Annotated in this window: 12 protein-coding genes and 1 other RNA gene; 9 read left to right on the top strand and 4 right to left on the bottom strand. The window is 64.4% G+C overall.

All coding sequences use genetic code 11. The features are described 5' to 3' along the window. Nucleotides 1–7: 7 nt before the first annotated feature. Together KI797_RS11065 and KI797_RS11060 are read right to left on the bottom strand one after the other, a co-directional pair. The gene (locus tag KI797_RS11065) at nucleotides 8–1,642 is read right to left on the bottom strand and encodes a carboxyl transferase domain-containing protein (protein WP_226169356.1); all 1,635 of its coding nucleotides are present in this window, start codon (nucleotides 1,640–1,642) and stop codon (nucleotides 8–10) included. A 55-nt stretch (nucleotides 1,643–1,697) separates the two neighbouring features. Beyond that, complete coding sequence (locus KI797_RS11060; protein WP_226169354.1) at nucleotides 1,698–2,846, bottom strand: isovaleryl-CoA dehydrogenase; 1,149 nt, start codon at nucleotides 2,844–2,846, stop codon at nucleotides 1,698–1,700. A gap of 276 nt (nucleotides 2,847–3,122) precedes the next feature. On the opposite strand from KI797_RS11060, the gene KI797_RS11055 reads away from it, so the two are divergent. From KI797_RS11055 to ffs, 9 genes are all read left to right on the top strand, one after another. Next, complete coding sequence (locus KI797_RS11055) at nucleotides 3,123–4,634, top strand: CoA-acylating methylmalonate-semialdehyde dehydrogenase (protein ID WP_043130742.1); 1,512 nt, start codon at nucleotides 3,123–3,125, stop codon at nucleotides 4,632–4,634. Between the two features lie 80 nt (nucleotides 4,635–4,714). Next, nucleotides 4,715–5,872, top strand: coding sequence for an acyl-CoA dehydrogenase family protein (locus KI797_RS11050; RefSeq protein WP_005324156.1), 1,158 nt, complete (start codon nucleotides 4,715–4,717; stop codon nucleotides 5,870–5,872). A 115-nt stretch (nucleotides 5,873–5,987) separates the two neighbouring features. Then, nucleotides 5,988–6,785 carry an enoyl-CoA hydratase gene (locus tag KI797_RS11045; RefSeq protein WP_041205865.1) on the top strand — a complete coding sequence of 266 codons (798 nt, stop codon included), beginning with the start codon at nucleotides 5,988–5,990 and terminating at the stop codon, nucleotides 6,783–6,785. Beyond that, nucleotides 6,778–7,890: an enoyl-CoA hydratase/isomerase family protein gene (locus KI797_RS11040; RefSeq protein ID WP_041205864.1), complete on the top strand. Its 1,113-nt coding sequence runs from the start codon at nucleotides 6,778–6,780 to the stop codon at nucleotides 7,888–7,890. The genes KI797_RS11045 and KI797_RS11040 overlap by 8 nt, the downstream gene beginning before the upstream one ends. Nucleotides 7,891–7,962: 72 nt before the next feature. Beyond that, nucleotides 7,963–8,883 (top strand): 3-hydroxyisobutyrate dehydrogenase, encoded by a 921-nt coding sequence (mmsB, locus tag KI797_RS11035; RefSeq protein WP_226169352.1) that lies wholly within the window; start codon nucleotides 7,963–7,965, stop codon nucleotides 8,881–8,883. Nucleotides 8,884–8,944: 61 nt separating this feature from the next. Beyond that, nucleotides 8,945–9,706, top strand: coding sequence for an SDR family oxidoreductase (locus tag KI797_RS11030; RefSeq protein ID WP_005324164.1), 762 nt, complete (start codon nucleotides 8,945–8,947; stop codon nucleotides 9,704–9,706). A 387-nt stretch (nucleotides 9,707–10,093) separates the two neighbouring features. Continuing rightward, nucleotides 10,094–11,530 carry an arginine-ornithine antiporter gene (arcD, locus tag KI797_RS11025; RefSeq protein ID WP_226169350.1) on the top strand — a complete coding sequence of 479 codons (1,437 nt, stop codon included), beginning with the start codon at nucleotides 10,094–10,096 and terminating at the stop codon, nucleotides 11,528–11,530. 92 nt (nucleotides 11,531–11,622) lie between these two features. Then, the gene (locus KI797_RS11020) at nucleotides 11,623–12,411 is read left to right on the top strand and encodes a sulfite exporter TauE/SafE family protein (protein ID WP_005324168.1); all 789 of its coding nucleotides are present in this window, start codon (nucleotides 11,623–11,625) and stop codon (nucleotides 12,409–12,411) included. Between the two features lie 102 nt (nucleotides 12,412–12,513). Beyond that, an RNA gene (gene ffs, locus KI797_RS11015) (signal recognition particle sRNA small type) lies at nucleotides 12,514–12,610 on the top strand. Nucleotides 12,611–12,963: 353 nt separating this feature from the next. On the opposite strand, the gene yjfF is transcribed toward ffs, so the two are convergent. Together yjfF and ytfT are read right to left on the bottom strand one after the other, a co-directional pair. Beyond that, complete coding sequence (gene yjfF / locus KI797_RS11010; RefSeq protein WP_226169348.1) at nucleotides 12,964–13,974, bottom strand: galactofuranose ABC transporter, permease protein YjfF; 1,011 nt, start codon at nucleotides 13,972–13,974, stop codon at nucleotides 12,964–12,966. After that, nucleotides 13,967–14,989, bottom strand: a complete 1,023-nt coding sequence (gene ytfT / locus KI797_RS11005; RefSeq protein WP_043129728.1) for a galactofuranose ABC transporter, ATP-binding protein YtfT — start codon at nucleotides 14,987–14,989, stop codon at nucleotides 13,967–13,969. The genes yjfF and ytfT overlap by 8 nt, the downstream gene beginning before the upstream one ends. Between the last annotated feature and the right edge of the window lies 1 nt (nucleotide 14,990).

Below are 14,990 nucleotides of genomic sequence, written 5' to 3'. Positions count from 1 at the left end.
GAACTCCTTACATCCGGAAGATGCCGTATTGCTCGGGCCCGGGATTGGCTCCCTGGCAAGCGGCCAGCGCCAGGGCCAGCACGGTGCGGCTCTGGGCAGGATCGATCACGCCATCGTCCCAGAGCCTGGCACTGGCGTAGTAGGGGTGACCCTGGCATTCATACTGTGCGATGACCGGGGCGCGGATGGCATCCGCCTCCTGCTCGTCCAGGGTCTTGCCGTCGGCCGCCAGCTTGTCTCGACGCACCTGCACCAGCACGTTGGCCGCCTGCTCGCCCCCCATGACGGAGATGCGGCTGTTGGGCCAGCTGAACAGAAAATCGGGCTCATAGGCGCGGCCGCACATGCCGTAGTTGCCGGCGCCGAAGCTGCCCCCGACGATCAGGGTTATTTTGGGCACCCGGCTGCAGGCCACGGCGGTGACCAGCTTGGCACCGTGCTTGGCGATCCCCTCCTTTTCCGCCTGACTGCCCACCATGAAGCCGGTGATGTTCTGCAGGAACAGCAGGGGAATGGCGCGCTTGTTGCACAGCTGGATAAAGTGGGCCCCTTTCTGGGCGCTATCGCTGTGGAGCACGCCGTTGTTGGCGAGGATCCCCACGGGCATGCCCTGGATGCGGGCAAACCCAGTGACCAGCGTGGTGCCGAACAGCGCCTTGAATTCATCGAACACGGATCCATCCACCAGGCGGGCGATGAGTTCCCGGGCGTCGTAGGGGCGCTTGAGGCTGGTGCCCACCAGGCCGTAGAGCTCCTCGATGGGATAGAGCGGTTCATCGAAGGTTGGTGCTGAGCTTGCGAAGCCCAACACCGGAACATCTCTCGATTGCGAGGGGGGATCCCCAAGATTGCCAACCAGGGTGCGGGCGATGGCCAGGGCATGGGCATCGTCCTCGGCCAGGTGATCGGCCACCCCGGAGTGGGCGCAGTGCACCAGGGCCCCCCCCAGGGCCTCGGCGCTGATCTCCTCGCCGGTGGCGGCCTTGACCAGCGGCGGGCCCGCCAGAAAGATGGTGGCCTGTTCCCTGACCATGATCGACTCGTCCGCCATGGCGGGCACGTAGGCGCCGCCTGCGGTGCACAGCCCCATCACCACGGCCAGCTGGGGGATGTTCTGGGCCGACATGCGGGCCTGGTTATAGAAGATGCGGCCAAAATGGTCCCGGTCGGGGAACACCTCATCCTGCATCGGCAAGAAGGCACCGCCGGAATCCACCAGATAGAGGCAGGGGAGGCGCAGCCGCTCGGCGATGGCCTGGGCACGCAGGTGCTTTTTCACCGTGAGCGGGTAATAGGTGCCTCCCTTGACGGTGGCGTCGTTCACCACCAGCAGGCAGAGCCGGCCCGCAATCTGGCCCAATCCGGTGATGATGCCGGCGGCGGGCACCGACTCGTCATAGACCTGCCAGGCGGCCAGCGCCGAGAGCTCGAGGAAGGGGGAGCCCGGGTCCAGCAGCTGGTTGATGCGCTCGCGGGGCAACAGCTTGCCGCGCCCCTGATGGCGGGCGTTGTTGGCCGCGCCACCGCCCAGGGCTATCTCGGCGAGGCGGGCGTTGAGATCCTCGACCAACCCCTGCATCGCTGTCCTGTTGGCGGCAAACTCGGCGCTGGTGGTATCCAGGCGGGAGTGGATCTGGCTCATGTGATCTCTCCCATCTGGTTGTTGTTGCCGATGGCAGGTGACAAAGGGAGCAGCATCATGCGTTATCCCCCATCAGCTCGCGGCCGATGAGCCAGCGGCGGATCTCGGAGGTGCCTGCCCCTATCTCGTAGAGCTTGGCGTCCCGCAGCAGACGACCGGTGGGGTATTCGTTGATATAGCCATTACCGCCGAGCAACTGGATGGCATCGAGCGCCATCTGGGTGGCGTTCTCGGCGGCAAACAGGATGGCGGCGGCGCAATCCTTGCGGCTGGTGTGGTCCTGGTCGCAGGCGCTTGCCACCGAATAGACCAGGGCGCGGCTGCTGGCGAGCCGGGTATACATGTCGGCGAGCTTGCCCTGCACCAGCTGGAATTCGCCGATGGCCTGGCCGAACTGCTTGCGCTCGCGCACATAGGGCAGCACCACGTCCATGCAGGCCTGCATGATGCCAAGGGGGCCGGCGGCCAGCACCACCCGCTCGTAGTCGAGACCGCTCATCAGCACCCGGGCCCCGCCGTGCAGGGCGCCGAGCAGGTTCTCTGCCGGCACGGCGCAGTGGTCGAACACCAGCTCGCAGGTGCTGGAGCCGCGCATGCCGAGCTTGTCGAGCTTCTGGGCCGTGGTGAATCCCGGGGTGCCCGCCTCGACGATGAAAGCGGAGATCCCCTTGGCCCCGGCGGCCGGATCGGTCTTGGCATAGATGACGAAGGTGTCGGCATCCGGACCGTTGGTGATCCACATCTTGTTGCCATTGAGCACGAAGTGATCGCCCTCGCGCACGGCGGTCAGGCGCATGCTGACCACGTCGGAGCCGGCCCCAGGCTCGCTCATGGCCAGCGCCCCCACGTGCTTGCCACTGACCAGATCAGGTAAATAGCGGGCCTTCTGATCAGGGGTGCCGTGGCGGTGGATCTGGTTGATGCAGAGGTTGGAGTGGGCGCCGTAGGAGAGGCCGACCGAGGCGCTGGCGCGGCTCACCTGCTCCATCACCAGCACATGGGCCAGATAGCCGAGGCCTACCCCGTCATACTCTTCCGCCACCGTGATGCCGTGCAACCCGAGCTCACCCATCTGTGGCCAGAGGTCGCGCGGGAAGGCGTTGCTCTGGTCAATCTCGGCGGCGCGCGGCGCTATGACTTGTTGGCAGAAGGCCTCGACCTGCTCGGTCAGGGCGCGGAGGGTTTCATCCATCAGGGCATGCATCCTTGCTCTCCTTGGTTTGTGGTGCTCACCGGTGCCACGCTCCTGAAAAAGGAGGGTTAACTGGTCAGTCCATCTGTGATTTAAGTTTACGTTAGCGTAAACGTAAATGAATTGTTAGTCTAAGGTAAATTCGTTGAGTGCCGACTGCAAGGGGCATTCCCCGTGCGGGCAAACACAAGGAGTGAGCAAGATGAGCAGCGAGTGCATCCGGCCTGCCGGTCTGCCTGAGGGGGCCTGGCGTAGTGCCAGCCAGTGTGCAGCCAAGGAGAGTGCGGCATGAGCCAATACCACACCCAGTACGGCGATCTGCCGCTCTATATTGGCGGCGAGGCGTACCCCTCCGCGAGCGAGGCCTGGATCGAGGTGACCAACCCGGCGGATCAGAGCCTGCTGGCGCGGGTGCCGAGGGCCACCGCCGAGGAAGTGGAGCTGGCGGTGCGCCGCGCCCAGCAGGCCTACCTGCTGTGGCGAGAGGTACCGGCCCCCGAGCGGGCCCGGGTCATGTTCAACTATCAGCATCTGCTGAAAGTCCATCATGACGAGTTGGCGACCCTGCTGGCCCGGGAGACCGGCAAGAACCTGGCGGATGCCAAGGGGGACGTCTGGCGCGGCATCGAGGTGGTGGAGCAGGCCTGCGGCATTGCCAGCCAGACCATGGGGGAGACCATGGGCAACGTGGCGCGCCGGGTGGATGGCCACTCCTGGGTGCAGCCGCTGGGGGTCTGTGTCGGCATCACGCCGTTCAACTTCCCGGCCATGATACCGCTGTGGATGTTCCCGTTGGCGGTGGCTTGCGGCAACGGCTTTGTACTCAAGCCTTCCGAGCAGGATCCCCTGACCCCCATGCGCCTGGCCGAGCTGTTCACCGAGGCGGGGGCGCCAGCGGGCATCCTCTCGGTGGTGCACGGCGGCGCCGAGCAGGTGGATGCGCTGCTGAGTCATCCGGATGTGAAGGCGGTCAGCTTCGTCGGCTCGGCCCGGGTCGGGGCGCACGTCTATCGCACCGCCACCGAACACCTCAAGCGCGCCCAGTGCTTCGTCGGTGCCAAGAACCACATGGTGATCATGCCGGATGCCAACAAGGCGCAGGTGCTGAGCAATCTGGTGGGGGCAGGGGTGGGCGCCGCCGGTCAGCGCTGCATGGCCATCAGCGTGGCGGTCTTCGTGGGCAGTGCCCGCGACTGGATCCCGGAGCTTGCCACCGAGTTTGCCAAGGTGAAACCCGGGGTCTGGCACGATCCGCAGGCGGCCTACGGCCCTCTTATCAGCCCGGAAGCCAAGGTACGAGTCGAAGGGCTGATCGAAGCCGGCATCGAGGAAGGGGCCGAGTGTCTGCTGGACGGCCGCTTCTGTGACGTGCCCGGCTACCCGGTGGGCAACTGGGTGGGACCCACCCTGTTTCGCGGCGTGACCCCCAAGATGCGCATCTACCAGGAGGAGATCTTCGGCCCCGTGCTTGCCTGCCTGGAGGTGGAGAGCCTGGACGAGGCGCTGACCCTCATCAACACCAACCCCTACGGCAATGGCACCTCGATCTTCACCGGCTGCGGCGCCGCGGCCCGCAAGTTCCGTCACGAGGTGGCGGTGGGTCAGGTGGGGATCAACGTGCCCATCCCGGTGCCGCTGCCGTTCTTCTCCTTCACCGGCTGGCGTGGCTCCTTCTACGGGGATCTGCACGCCTACGGCAAGCAGGCGGTGCGCTTCTACACCGAGACCAAGACGGTGACCGAGCGCTGGTTCGACGAGGACATTCCCAGCGGCCCCAACATGACTATCCACCTGCGTTGACGGCGGGATGTAGCAAATGATGTCCGGGCCATGGCACCGGGCACTCGGATTGAACGAACAAGCACAAGGAAGCGAACAAGATGGACTTTACCCTGACCGAGGATCAGCAGGCCTACATGGAGGCCGCCACCGCCTTTGCCAACGAGGCGCTCAAACCTCACGCCGCCCGCTGGGACAAAGAGCACGAGTTCCCCGTTGCCACCATCAAGCAGGCGGCTGCGCTCGGCTTCTGCGGCCTTTACACCCCGGAGCAGTACGGCGGGCTAGCCCTGCCGCGGCTCGACGCCAGTCTGGTCTTCGAGCGTCTGGCCATGGGCTGCACCTCCACCACGGCGTATCTGACCATCCACAACATGGTGAGCTGGATGCTGGGCACCTGGCTGCCGGCCGAGGTGGCGGCAGAGTGGGTGCCGAAGCTTGCCAGCGGCGAGCTGCTGGGATCTTACTGCCTCACCGAGCCGGGGGCGGGATCGGATGCCGCCGCCCTCAAGACCCGCGCCGTGCGCGATGGCGATGATTACCTGATCGAGGGCAGCAAGGTCTTCATCTCGGGGGCCGGCAGTACCGACGTGCTGGTGGTGATGGCTCGCACCGGTGGCGAGGGGTCGAAAGGGATCTCTGCCTTTATGGTGCCCGCCGACAGCCAGGGGGTTGTCTATGGCAAGGCGGAGGAGAAGATGGGCTGGAACAGCCAGCCCACCCGGGAGGTCGCCTTCAACGGGGTTCGCATTCCCGCCCGCTACCGCCTGGGGCAGGAGGGGGAGGGCTTCAGGTTTGCCATGCAGGCGCTGGATGGCGGGCGCATCAACATCGCCACCTGCTCGGTGGGAACGGCCCAGCAGGCCCTCGACGACGCCCTGGCCCATGTGCAGCAGCGCCAGCAATTCGGACACCCGATCAGCGAATTCCAGAGCGTGCAGTTCCGCCTCGCCGACATGGCCACCGAGCTCGCCGCAGCCCGCCTGCTGGTGCGCCAGGCCGCCGCCAAGCTCGACAGCGGCAGTCCGGACAAGAGCGCCTGGTGCGCCATGGCCAAGCGCTTTGCCACCGACGTGGGCTATCGCGTCTGCGATGAGGCTCTGCAACTCTTTGGTGGCTATGGTTATATCCGCGAATACCCCCTCGAGCGTTACCTGCGCGACACCCGGGTACACCGCATTCTGGAAGGCACAAACGAAGTGATGCGGCTGATCATCGCCCGCCGCCTGCTGGGAGACCCGGGTCTGTCGCTGGAGTAGGGGGGCATTCTCTCTGACGGGTACAGTGCCGTCGTCAGGCTTTGTGAACCAGCCGAATTTAGGCGCCATTCAACCCTGTCATCATGGCGGCAGGTTTATTGACAAGGACAATGCAATGACAAGGATCAGGCTCGAATATCACGGTCACGTGGCCTACATCACCCTCGACCACCCGCCTGCCAACACCTGGACTCTGGCCAGCCTGCAGGCCTTCCTGCAGATGATGGTGGAGCTGGATGGTCGCCCCGACGTGGTGGCGCTGGTGATCCGCGGGGCGGGGGACAAGTTCTTCTGCGCTGGCGCCGATCTCAAGATGTTTGCCGACGGCGACCTGGAGCACGCTCGCGAGGTGGCAGAAGCCTTTGGTCGCGCCTTCGAGGCGCTGGCCCGCTTCCACGGTGTCAGCATCGCCGCCATCAATGGTTTTGCCATGGGAGGGGGGCTGGAAGTGGCGCTGGCCTGCGACATTCGCATCGCCGAGCAGCAGGCGCTGCTGGGACTGCCAGAAGCGTCGGTGGGCTTGCTGCCTTGCGCTGGCGGTACCCAGCGTCTCACCGAGCTGGTGGGCCCGGGTTGGGCCAAGCGGATGATCCTGTGCGGCGAGAAGGTGAGTGCCACCCTGGCCTACGAGATGGGGCTGGTGGAGGAGGTGGTGACCGAAGGGCACGCCTGGACGGCGGCGCAGCAGATGGCGCAGCGGGTGGAGTGCCAGAGCCCGAGCGCCCTGCGTGCCTGCAAGCGCCTCATCAACCAGGGGCGCAGCGGCCATAGAGATGCGGCGTTGCCGCTGGAGCGCAGCCTGTTCCTCGCGTTGTTTGACGATGCCAACCAGCGCGAAGGGGTGGTCGCCTTCCTGGAGAAGCGGGCCCCGCGCTGGCACTATGACAAACCCAGTGGAGAGTCCCATGACTGACCCCGTGCGCGTCGCAACCCATCCCACGGCGGACGGGTACCTCATCGGTGTCTTGACGCTCGACAGCCCCGCCTCTCTCAATGCCCTGAGCCTGCCGATGATCCAGCGCCTGCAAGAGGCACTCACGGCGTGGGAGCAAGATCCTGCCATCGTCTGCGTGCTGTTGCAGGGGGCCGGGGAGAAGGCGTTTTGCGCCGGGGGCGACATTCGCTCCTTCTATTACCGCCGGCAGGAGGAGAGCGAACAGGCGCTCTTTACCTATGCCCGCGACTTTTTTGAGCAGGAATACCGGCTCGATCACCACATCCACCGTTACACCAAGCCCCTTGTCTGCGTGGCGGATGGCATCTGCATGGGGGGCGGTATCGGCCTGTTCGCCGGTGCCGATTTTCGGGTGGTGACTGAGCGAAGCCTGTTTGCCATGCCGGAGGTGACCATAGGTCTCTACCCGGACGTTGGCGCCAGCTGGTTCTTGAGCCGGATGCCTGGGCGACTCGGACTCTGGCTCGGGCTCACCGGCGCCCGCTTCAACGGGGCGGATGCCATCGGCCTGGGGCTGGCGGATCACGCCATGGCCAGCCGTGAGCGGGCCGAGCTGCTGCCACGGCTCGCCACCCTCGACTGGGCTGCCAAAGAGGATCCACGTGAGCAGATAGATCAACTGCTGGGCGGGTTGCGGCGCGCCCTGGGGGAGGCGTTGCCGGCCCCCGTGATCCTGCCTCATCAGGGCAAGATTGATGACCTGCTGGCCGGGCGTTCCCTGCAAGGGGTGCTGGACAGGTTGAACCATGCCGTCTTCGATCCCGCCCTTGGCGAAGGGAGCCTGACGCAGGCCCGCGACACCTGCCGTGCCGGCAGCCCCATCAGCCGCGCCATCCTGTGGCGCCAGTACTGGCAGGCACGTCGCCAGTCGCTGGCCGAGGTGTTTGCCGACGAACTGGCGCTCTCGGTCAACTGCGTGCTCAAGGGGGATTTCGTGGAAGGGGTGCGGGCACTGCTCATCGACAAGGACAAATCCCCCCGCTGGCAGCCGCCCCGGCCCGGTGCTGACTGGCTCGACGATTTCTATCGCTGGCCCGAGGGGAAAAATCCCCTGGCCTGCTGAGGGGCCAGCGCTGCCAGGCAAGGGATGCGCTGGCCGAGAGGCCGGATTACGAACGGAGCAAGGAGCAAACTGATGACAAGGATTGGATTTATCGGGCTCGGCAACATGGGGGGGCCCATGGCCGCGAACCTGGCCAGGGCGGGCCACGCCGTGCGCGTGTTTGACTTGATGCCGGAGAGTGTCGCCAAGGCGATCGCCGCTGGCTGTATCGCTGCCGGGGATGCCCGCGAGGCGGTCACCGGCTGCGATCTGGCCATCAGCATGCTGCCGGCTGGCGAGCATGTGCGCGGACTCTGGCTGGCAGAGGGAGGCGGCCAGGATCTGCTGGGAGCGCTGCCGGCGGGGGCGCAGGTGATCGACTGCTCCACCATAGATGTGGCCTCGGCCCGCGCGGTGGGAGACGCGGCAAAGGCGCGCGGCATCCGCTTCCTCGATGCCCCCGTCTCGGGCGGGGTGACCGGCGCCGCGGCGGGCACCCTTACCTTTATCGTCGGTGGCGAGTCCGCAGATTTTGAAGCGGCCAGGCCCATCCTGGCCTGCATGGGTCAGAACCTGTTCCATGCAGGGGCGCTCGGGGCGGGCCAGATCGCCAAGATGTGCAACAACATGCTGCTCGCCATCCACATGGCGGGCACCGCCGAGGCGCTGGCGCTCGGGGTCAAGGAGGGGCTGGATCCGGGCGTCCTCTCCACCATCATGGGCAAGAGCTCGGGCAACAACTGGAGCCTGGAACGCTACAACCCCTGGCCCGGGGTGATGGAGAACGCCCCCGCGTCGCGCGGGTATGAGGGGGGCTTCATGACCCGGCTGATGGTCAAGGATCTGGGGCTTGCCATGGCGCTGGCCGAGCACGCCCACAGCGCCGTGCCCATGGGGGCACTGGCCCGCAACCTGTTCAACCTGCACGCAAGCCAAAGCCGGGAGAGCAAGGATTTCTCCAGCATTCTCGAGCTCTATCTGGATAAATCCCAGGACAAGTCCGGCGCGATGTGACGCGGGATCCTGCCTTTCATTCGTCATCCCGTCATCCGGGTCCAGGCAATAAGGAGCATTTATGGATATCACAGAAAAAGTCATCGCCATCACGGGGGCCGGGCGGGGGCTCGGTCGCGCCATCGCCCTGCGTCTGGCCAGTCAGGGTGCCGTGCTGGCGCTGATTGACGTCAACCGTGCCGATCTGGAGGTGACCGAGGCCGAGGTGCGCAGCCGGGATGGTCGCTGCGCCCTGTTCGTCTGCAACGTGGCGGATGAACCCGAGGTGGAGGCGACCTTTGCCGCCATGGAGGAGCAATTGGGCGCCCTGCATGGCCTCGTCAATTGCGCCGGCATATTGCGGGATGGCATGCTCATCAAGATGAAAGAGGGGGAACTGGTGGAGAAGATGAGCCTGTCCCAGTGGCAGGCTGTCATCGACGTCAATCTCACCGGTACCTTCCTCTGTGGACGCGAGGGAGCGGCCTTGATGGCGAAAGGGGGGCAGGGAGGCGTCATCATCAACATCTCCTCCATCGCCCGCGCCGGCAATATAGGTCAGAGCAACTATGCCGCCAGCAAGGCGGGGGTCGCCTCCCTGGTGGTGACCTGGGGGCGCGAACTGGCCCGCCACGGCATCCGGGTGATGGGCATAGCCCCCGGGGTCTTTGCCACCGACATGACGGCGGCCATGAAGCCCGAAGCCATGGCCCGGATGCAGCAGGCCATTCCGGTTGGCGCCCTGGGGCAGGGGGAGCAACTGGCCCAGACCGTGCAATTCATCCTCGCCAACGACTACCTGTCCGGCCGGATCATCGATCTCGACGGTGGCCTGCGACTCTAACCCCGGCGGTGATCCGCGACTGCCCCTTGCCACTGGCACAGGGGCATTTTTATTGCAGTTTGACCCAAAAGACCTGCCTGACGCCCAAGGTGGCACACTGCATGGGCATGCAGGGCTTCTTTGAAAAACAGGGCTGACATCATGGAAAAACATGAAAGATCAACGGGTCTTTCTGAATTTGAACCAGCTCACAGGCCGGGTGAGTGAGTGCTGTAGAATTGCGCGCGGTCAAGGCGGTGTGTGATTGGCACTGCGAAGGATTGCGGTCGGAATAGTCATGCAATATAGTTGCCGCCTTTTTCACGGGGTACGGATTTATCACCTCTCCCATATCGCGCGCTGTATGAATACGGATGCTCAGTCGCCGCTTAATAAAACAGGTTTGAGATGGACAAGAAACTAGGGCTCGGCGCCCTCATTTCGCTGGTGATCGGCTCCATGGTCGGTGCCGGGGTCTTCAGTCTGCCACAAAACATCGCAGCGCACGCCAGCGCCGGGGCCGTCGCCCTGGGGTGGGCCATCACCGGGATCGGCATGATCTGCCTCGCCCTGGTCTACCAGAACCTCTCCATGCGTCGCCCGGATCTCGACGGGGGCATCTTCAGTTACGCCAAAGCCGGTTTCGGTGATTTCGTCGGCTTCAACGCCGCCTGGGGCTACTGGCTCTGCCAGCTGCTGGCCAACGTCTCCTACGCCATCGTGGTATTCAGCGCCCTGAGTTACTTCTTCGACACCCCGGACAACGTCATCTTCGGCGACGGCAACACCCCGGTCGCCATCACGCTCGCCTCCCTCCTCATCTGGTCGGTGCACGCCCTGGTGCTGCGCGGCATCCAGGTGGCGGCCCTGGTGAACATAGTCACCACCATCGCCAAGATGGTGCCCCTCATCGTCTTCTGCGTCGCCGTGTTGCTCGCATTCAACATGGAGACCTTCACCCTGGACATCTGGGGGCAGGGCAACACCGAACTTGGCTCCGTGATGGATCAGGTCAAGTCCACCATGAAGGTGACGCTCTGGGTCTTCATCGGCATCGAGGGGGCCGTGGTGGTCTCCGCCCGTGCCCGTCATCGCAAGGATGTAGGCCGTGCCACCGTACTGGCGTTGCTCGGCGCCCTGGCGCTCTACGTCATGGTGACCCTGTTCTCCCTCGGCGTGATGAACCAGCCGCAGCTGGCGGCCCTGAAGAATCCCTCCACCGCCATGATCCTGGAAGCCGTGGTCGGTCCCTGGGGCGCCTGGCTCATCAACATCGGTCTGGTGATTTCCGTGATGGGGGCCCTGCTGAGCTGGACAGTACTGGCGGCGGAAGTACCCTATATCGCAGGCAAGACAGGGGTCTTCCCGGCCTGGTTCGCCAGGGAGAACAAGAACGGCTCGCCCCAGGTGTCGCTGTGGTGCTCCACCTGTCTGGTGCAGGCCTTCCTCATCATCATCTACTTCCAGAGCAGCACCTACCTGGCGCTGGTCAACATCGCCACCTCGGCGGCTCTGGTGCCTTACGTCTTCTCCGGCGCCTATGGCCTCAAGCTGGCGCTGCAGGGCACCACCTACGAGAACCAGCCCCATCAACGCAAGCGTGACCTGCTGCTGGCCCTGGTGGCCACCGTCTACGGCTGCTGGCTGGTCTATGCCGCCGGGGTGGAGTACCTGCTGCTGGTGGCGCTGCTCTACAGCCCCGGCATCTTCATCTATTGGAAGGCGCGCCAGCACCACGGCCTGCGCAGCCTCAACCGGCTGGAGCGGGGAATGACGGCGGCCCTGCTCGGTTGCGCCGTGCTGGCCTTCTACAAGGTGATGGACGGTACCATTCCCCTGCATTAATCGGCACAATAAAGAGATGGCGCAACGCCATCTCTTTTTTTATGGGCAATGGCGGTCAAGTTGACCGCCATTTAGCTATATAAGGAATTTTTATGCTGTTTGTGGGTTATCTGGTGTTGGGGGCCTTCGCGGGCATGCTGGCGGGATTGTTCGGCATTGGTGGCGGGCTCATCATAGTGCCGGTGCTGGTCTTGAGCTTCCATGCCCAGGGGGTGGCTCCGGAGATCATTACCCACCTCGCGCTCGGTACCTCACTGCCCACCATGATCTTCACCGGTTTCAGTTCCCTGCGGGCACATCAGGAGGCGGGGGCGGTCGACTGGGTGATGATACGGCGCCTGGGGGCGGGCATGCTCATCGGCGCCTGGCTCGGTGGCATGACTGCGAATCTGCTGAGCGCCAGCACCCTCAACATCATCATCGGCTGCTTCGCCTGGACCATGGCGCTGCAGATGGGGCTCAACCTCAGGCCCAAGGCGGAGCGCCACCTACCAGGGCCGGTCGGTACCGGCATCGCGGGTGCCGTCATCGGCTGGCTCTCGGCACTGTTTGGCATCGGTGGCGGCTCCATGACGGTGCCTTATCTCAGCTGGAACAGCGTCCCCATGCGTAACGCGGTAGCGGCCTCCGCCGCATGCAGCATGCCCATCGCCCTGGCAGGCAGTCTGAGTTACCTCTACGCCGGCTGGGGTCATGCCGATCTGCCCGAGTGGAGTGTCGGCTACATCTACCTGCCGGCCCTGCTCGGTATCGTGCTGACCAGTACCCAGTTTGCCCGCGTCGGCGCCAGGCTGGCCCATAAACTTTCCCCCAAACGGCTCAAGCAGGCGTTCGCTCTGCTGATGCTGCTGGTGGGGGCAAAATTCATGCTGTTTAGCTGATCCATTCGGCAGATTGTTGAAAAATAAGGCGATCGGTTCGTCTCCTGGCAGAAAGCCATTGCATTGACAGGCCAGTTTGCCTATTCTCCTCGCCGGTGGTCCTATTGGTCCTCTCGCATTGATAACTCGTCAACCTGGTCAGGACCGGAAGGTAGCAGCCAAGGCGGGGGACTCGAGTGCCGGGATGTGGCTGGTAGGGCCACCACCTGTTTCTGCAATTCAATAAGTTAGCCTCCAATACCCCCTTCAGACCTCTTGGTAATCCACTTTGTGTGGACAAGAAGATGCTCGCCATCTGCCCCGCATTCCTTCTCTGTGTGCTTTTCGTTTCCTCTTCGCCTTGTTGTGATCCTGTTTTCTTCTCTTGGCAGTTGGCATTCGTCTGCGATGCCACCATGGCGTCTGGCCATTGTCTGTATGCCCGTTGTTTGAGGTGTTGTCGGATAACCCCGGCTCCTTGGTCTGTGGTTCTGAACCTGGCGGCGTGAGGTCGGCGCAATGCGTCCTGCTGGCATGCCACCGGGCCCGCGTATGGCGGGCCCGGTGGGGGTGTCACTCAAGGGGGATGGCGGCAACCTGGCGCTTGAAGGGAGTGGGCTTGTTGGCCTTGCGGTGTTCCGAGACCAGGATCAGCAGGCGCTGCAGGCCGATGAAGCAAAACAGCAGCAGGCCTATGATGATCTTGGTCCACCAGGAGCTGAGGGTGCCGTCGAAGTTGATGTAGGTCTGGATCAACCCCTGGATCAGCACCCCGAACAGGGAGCCGAAGACGGTGCCCACCCCGCCGCTCAACAGGGTGCCGCCGATGACCACGGCGGCGATGGCATCGAGTTCCACCCCGACGGCGGCGAGCGGGTAGCCCGCCGAGGTGTAGAGCGCGAATACGATGCCGGCCAGGGTCGCCAACGTGGTGGAGAGCAGGTAGATGCGGATGGTGGTGTGGCGTACCGAGATCCCCATCAGGGCTGCCGAGGTGGCGTTGCCGCCGATGGCATAGACGTTGTTGCCAAAGCGGGTGCGGTTGGCGAGCAGGATGCCAAACACCACCACCGCCAGCATGATGAGGGCCAGCAGGCTGAGGCGCCCGCCCCCCGGCAGCTTCCACGACAGGCTCGACAGGTAGGTGAAGGTGGGGTGATCGATGGGCAGGGACTGCTCCGAGATGAGGAAGCTGGCCCCCCGCAGGAAGAACATGCCCGCCAGGGTGATGATGAAGGCGGGGATCTTCAGGGTGTCGATGAGCCAGCCCATGAGGGCGCCGAAGCCTGCTCCCAGCACCAGCACCAGAGGGATGGCCAGCATGGGGCTGACCCCCAGGTCCCCGATGAGCTTGGCCAGCAGCACGCCGGTGAAGGCGATGACGGCCCCCACCGACAGATCGATGCCCCCCGAGAGGATGACGAAGGTCATGCCCACCGCCACTATGCCGAGAAACGCATTGTCCGTCAGTATGTTGCAGATGATGCGGGTGGACATGAAGGCGGGGAAGGAGGCCAGGCAGAGCAGATAGCCCAGCACGAAGACCATGATGGTCACCATCAGGGGCAGGTTGCGTTTAAACATGGCGAGTCCCTCGCTGGAACAGGTGATTGAGGGCCGGCGACTGAATGACCAGCACCGCTAGCACCACCATGGCCTTGACGATCTGGTTCCACTGGGGCTGGTAGCCGGAGAGCAGGATCCCGGTGTTCACTCCCTGGATGATCAGTATGCCGACCAGGGAGAGGGCGAGGTTGAAGCGTCCGCCCATCAGGGAGGTGCCTCCTATCACCACCGCCAGGATGGCGTCCATCTCCAGCCAGAGCCCGGCGTTGTTGGCATCGGCCCCGCGGATGTCGGCGGCGACTATCATGCCGGCGACGGCGGCCATCATGCCGCTCAGCAGGTAGGTGGCGATCACCACCATGGGGGTGTTGAGCCCGGCGTTCTTGGCGGCCCTGATGTTGATCCCCACCGCCTCGATGAAGAGGCCGAGGGCGGTGCGCTTGGTCAGCAGCCACAGCAGCAGTGCCATCCCCAGAGTGATGATGATTGGGGTTGGCAGATAGAAGAGGGAGCCGCTGCCGATCCAGGCGAGGGCCTCGTTGTTGAAGGTGATGATCTGCCCCTCGGTGATGAGCTGGGCGATGCCCCGGCCCGCCACCATGAGGATCAGGGTCGCGACGATGGGCTGGATCTTGAACACCGCTACCAGCAAGCCGTTCCAGAGGCCGCACAGCAAGCCCACTCCGATGACGGAGGCGAGAATGACCGGCAGGCTGTGACCGCCGGTGGCCAGGCTGGCCATGGTGGCCCCGCTGATGGCCATCACGGCGCCGACCGACAAGTCGATGCCGCCGGTGGCGATCACCAGCGTCATGCCGAGGGCGAGCAGGGCCACAGGGGCGCAGCGGTTGAGGATGTCGATCAGGCTGCCAAACAGCCGGCCATCCTGAATGTGGATGGCGAAGAAGTTGTCGGCGACCAGGGCATTGATGAGCAGCACGCAGAGCAGGGCCCCGCATTGGGCCGTGCCCGTGGGCAGCGCTCTGCGGGGGCGCGCCGGCCCGCCAGGGAGGGGGAGAGTGGATGACGTCATA

Source organism: Aeromonas media, from assembly GCF_020423125.1.
In the GTDB taxonomy this organism is placed as follows: Bacteria; Pseudomonadota; Gammaproteobacteria; order Enterobacterales; family Aeromonadaceae; genus Aeromonas; species Aeromonas media.
Note: the sequence above shows the minus strand (reverse complement) of the source record. Positions and strands in the feature narration are given on the sequence as shown.

Excerpts from the sequence above, each read along its gene's own strand:
- KI797_RS11065 (WP_226169356.1), bottom strand. The coding sequence starts at position 1,642 with ATGAGCCAGATCCACTCCCGCCTGGATACCACCAGCGCCGAGTTTGCC.
- KI797_RS11060 (WP_226169354.1), bottom strand. The coding sequence starts at position 2,846 with ATGCATGCCCTGATGGATGAAACCCTCCGCGCCCTGACCGAGCAGGTC.
- KI797_RS11055 (WP_043130742.1), top strand. The coding sequence starts at position 3,123 with ATGAGCCAATACCACACCCAGTACGGCGATCTGCCGCTCTATATTGGC.
- KI797_RS11050 (WP_005324156.1), top strand. The coding sequence starts at position 4,715 with ATGGACTTTACCCTGACCGAGGATCAGCAGGCCTACATGGAGGCCGCC.
- KI797_RS11045 (WP_041205865.1), top strand. The coding sequence starts at position 5,988 with ATGACAAGGATCAGGCTCGAATATCACGGTCACGTGGCCTACATCACC.
- KI797_RS11040 (WP_041205864.1), top strand. The coding sequence starts at position 6,778 with ATGACTGACCCCGTGCGCGTCGCAACCCATCCCACGGCGGACGGGTAC.
- mmsB (WP_226169352.1), top strand. The coding sequence starts at position 7,963 with ATGACAAGGATTGGATTTATCGGGCTCGGCAACATGGGGGGGCCCATG.
- KI797_RS11030 (WP_005324164.1), top strand. The coding sequence starts at position 8,945 with ATGGATATCACAGAAAAAGTCATCGCCATCACGGGGGCCGGGCGGGGG.
- arcD (WP_226169350.1), top strand. The coding sequence starts at position 10,094 with ATGGACAAGAAACTAGGGCTCGGCGCCCTCATTTCGCTGGTGATCGGC.
- KI797_RS11020 (WP_005324168.1), top strand. The coding sequence starts at position 11,623 with ATGCTGTTTGTGGGTTATCTGGTGTTGGGGGCCTTCGCGGGCATGCTG.
- yjfF (WP_226169348.1), bottom strand. The coding sequence starts at position 13,974 with ATGTTTAAACGCAACCTGCCCCTGATGGTGACCATCATGGTCTTCGTG.
- ytfT (WP_043129728.1), bottom strand. The coding sequence starts at position 14,989 with ATGACGTCATCCACTCTCCCCCTCCCTGGCGGGCCGGCGCGCCCCCGC.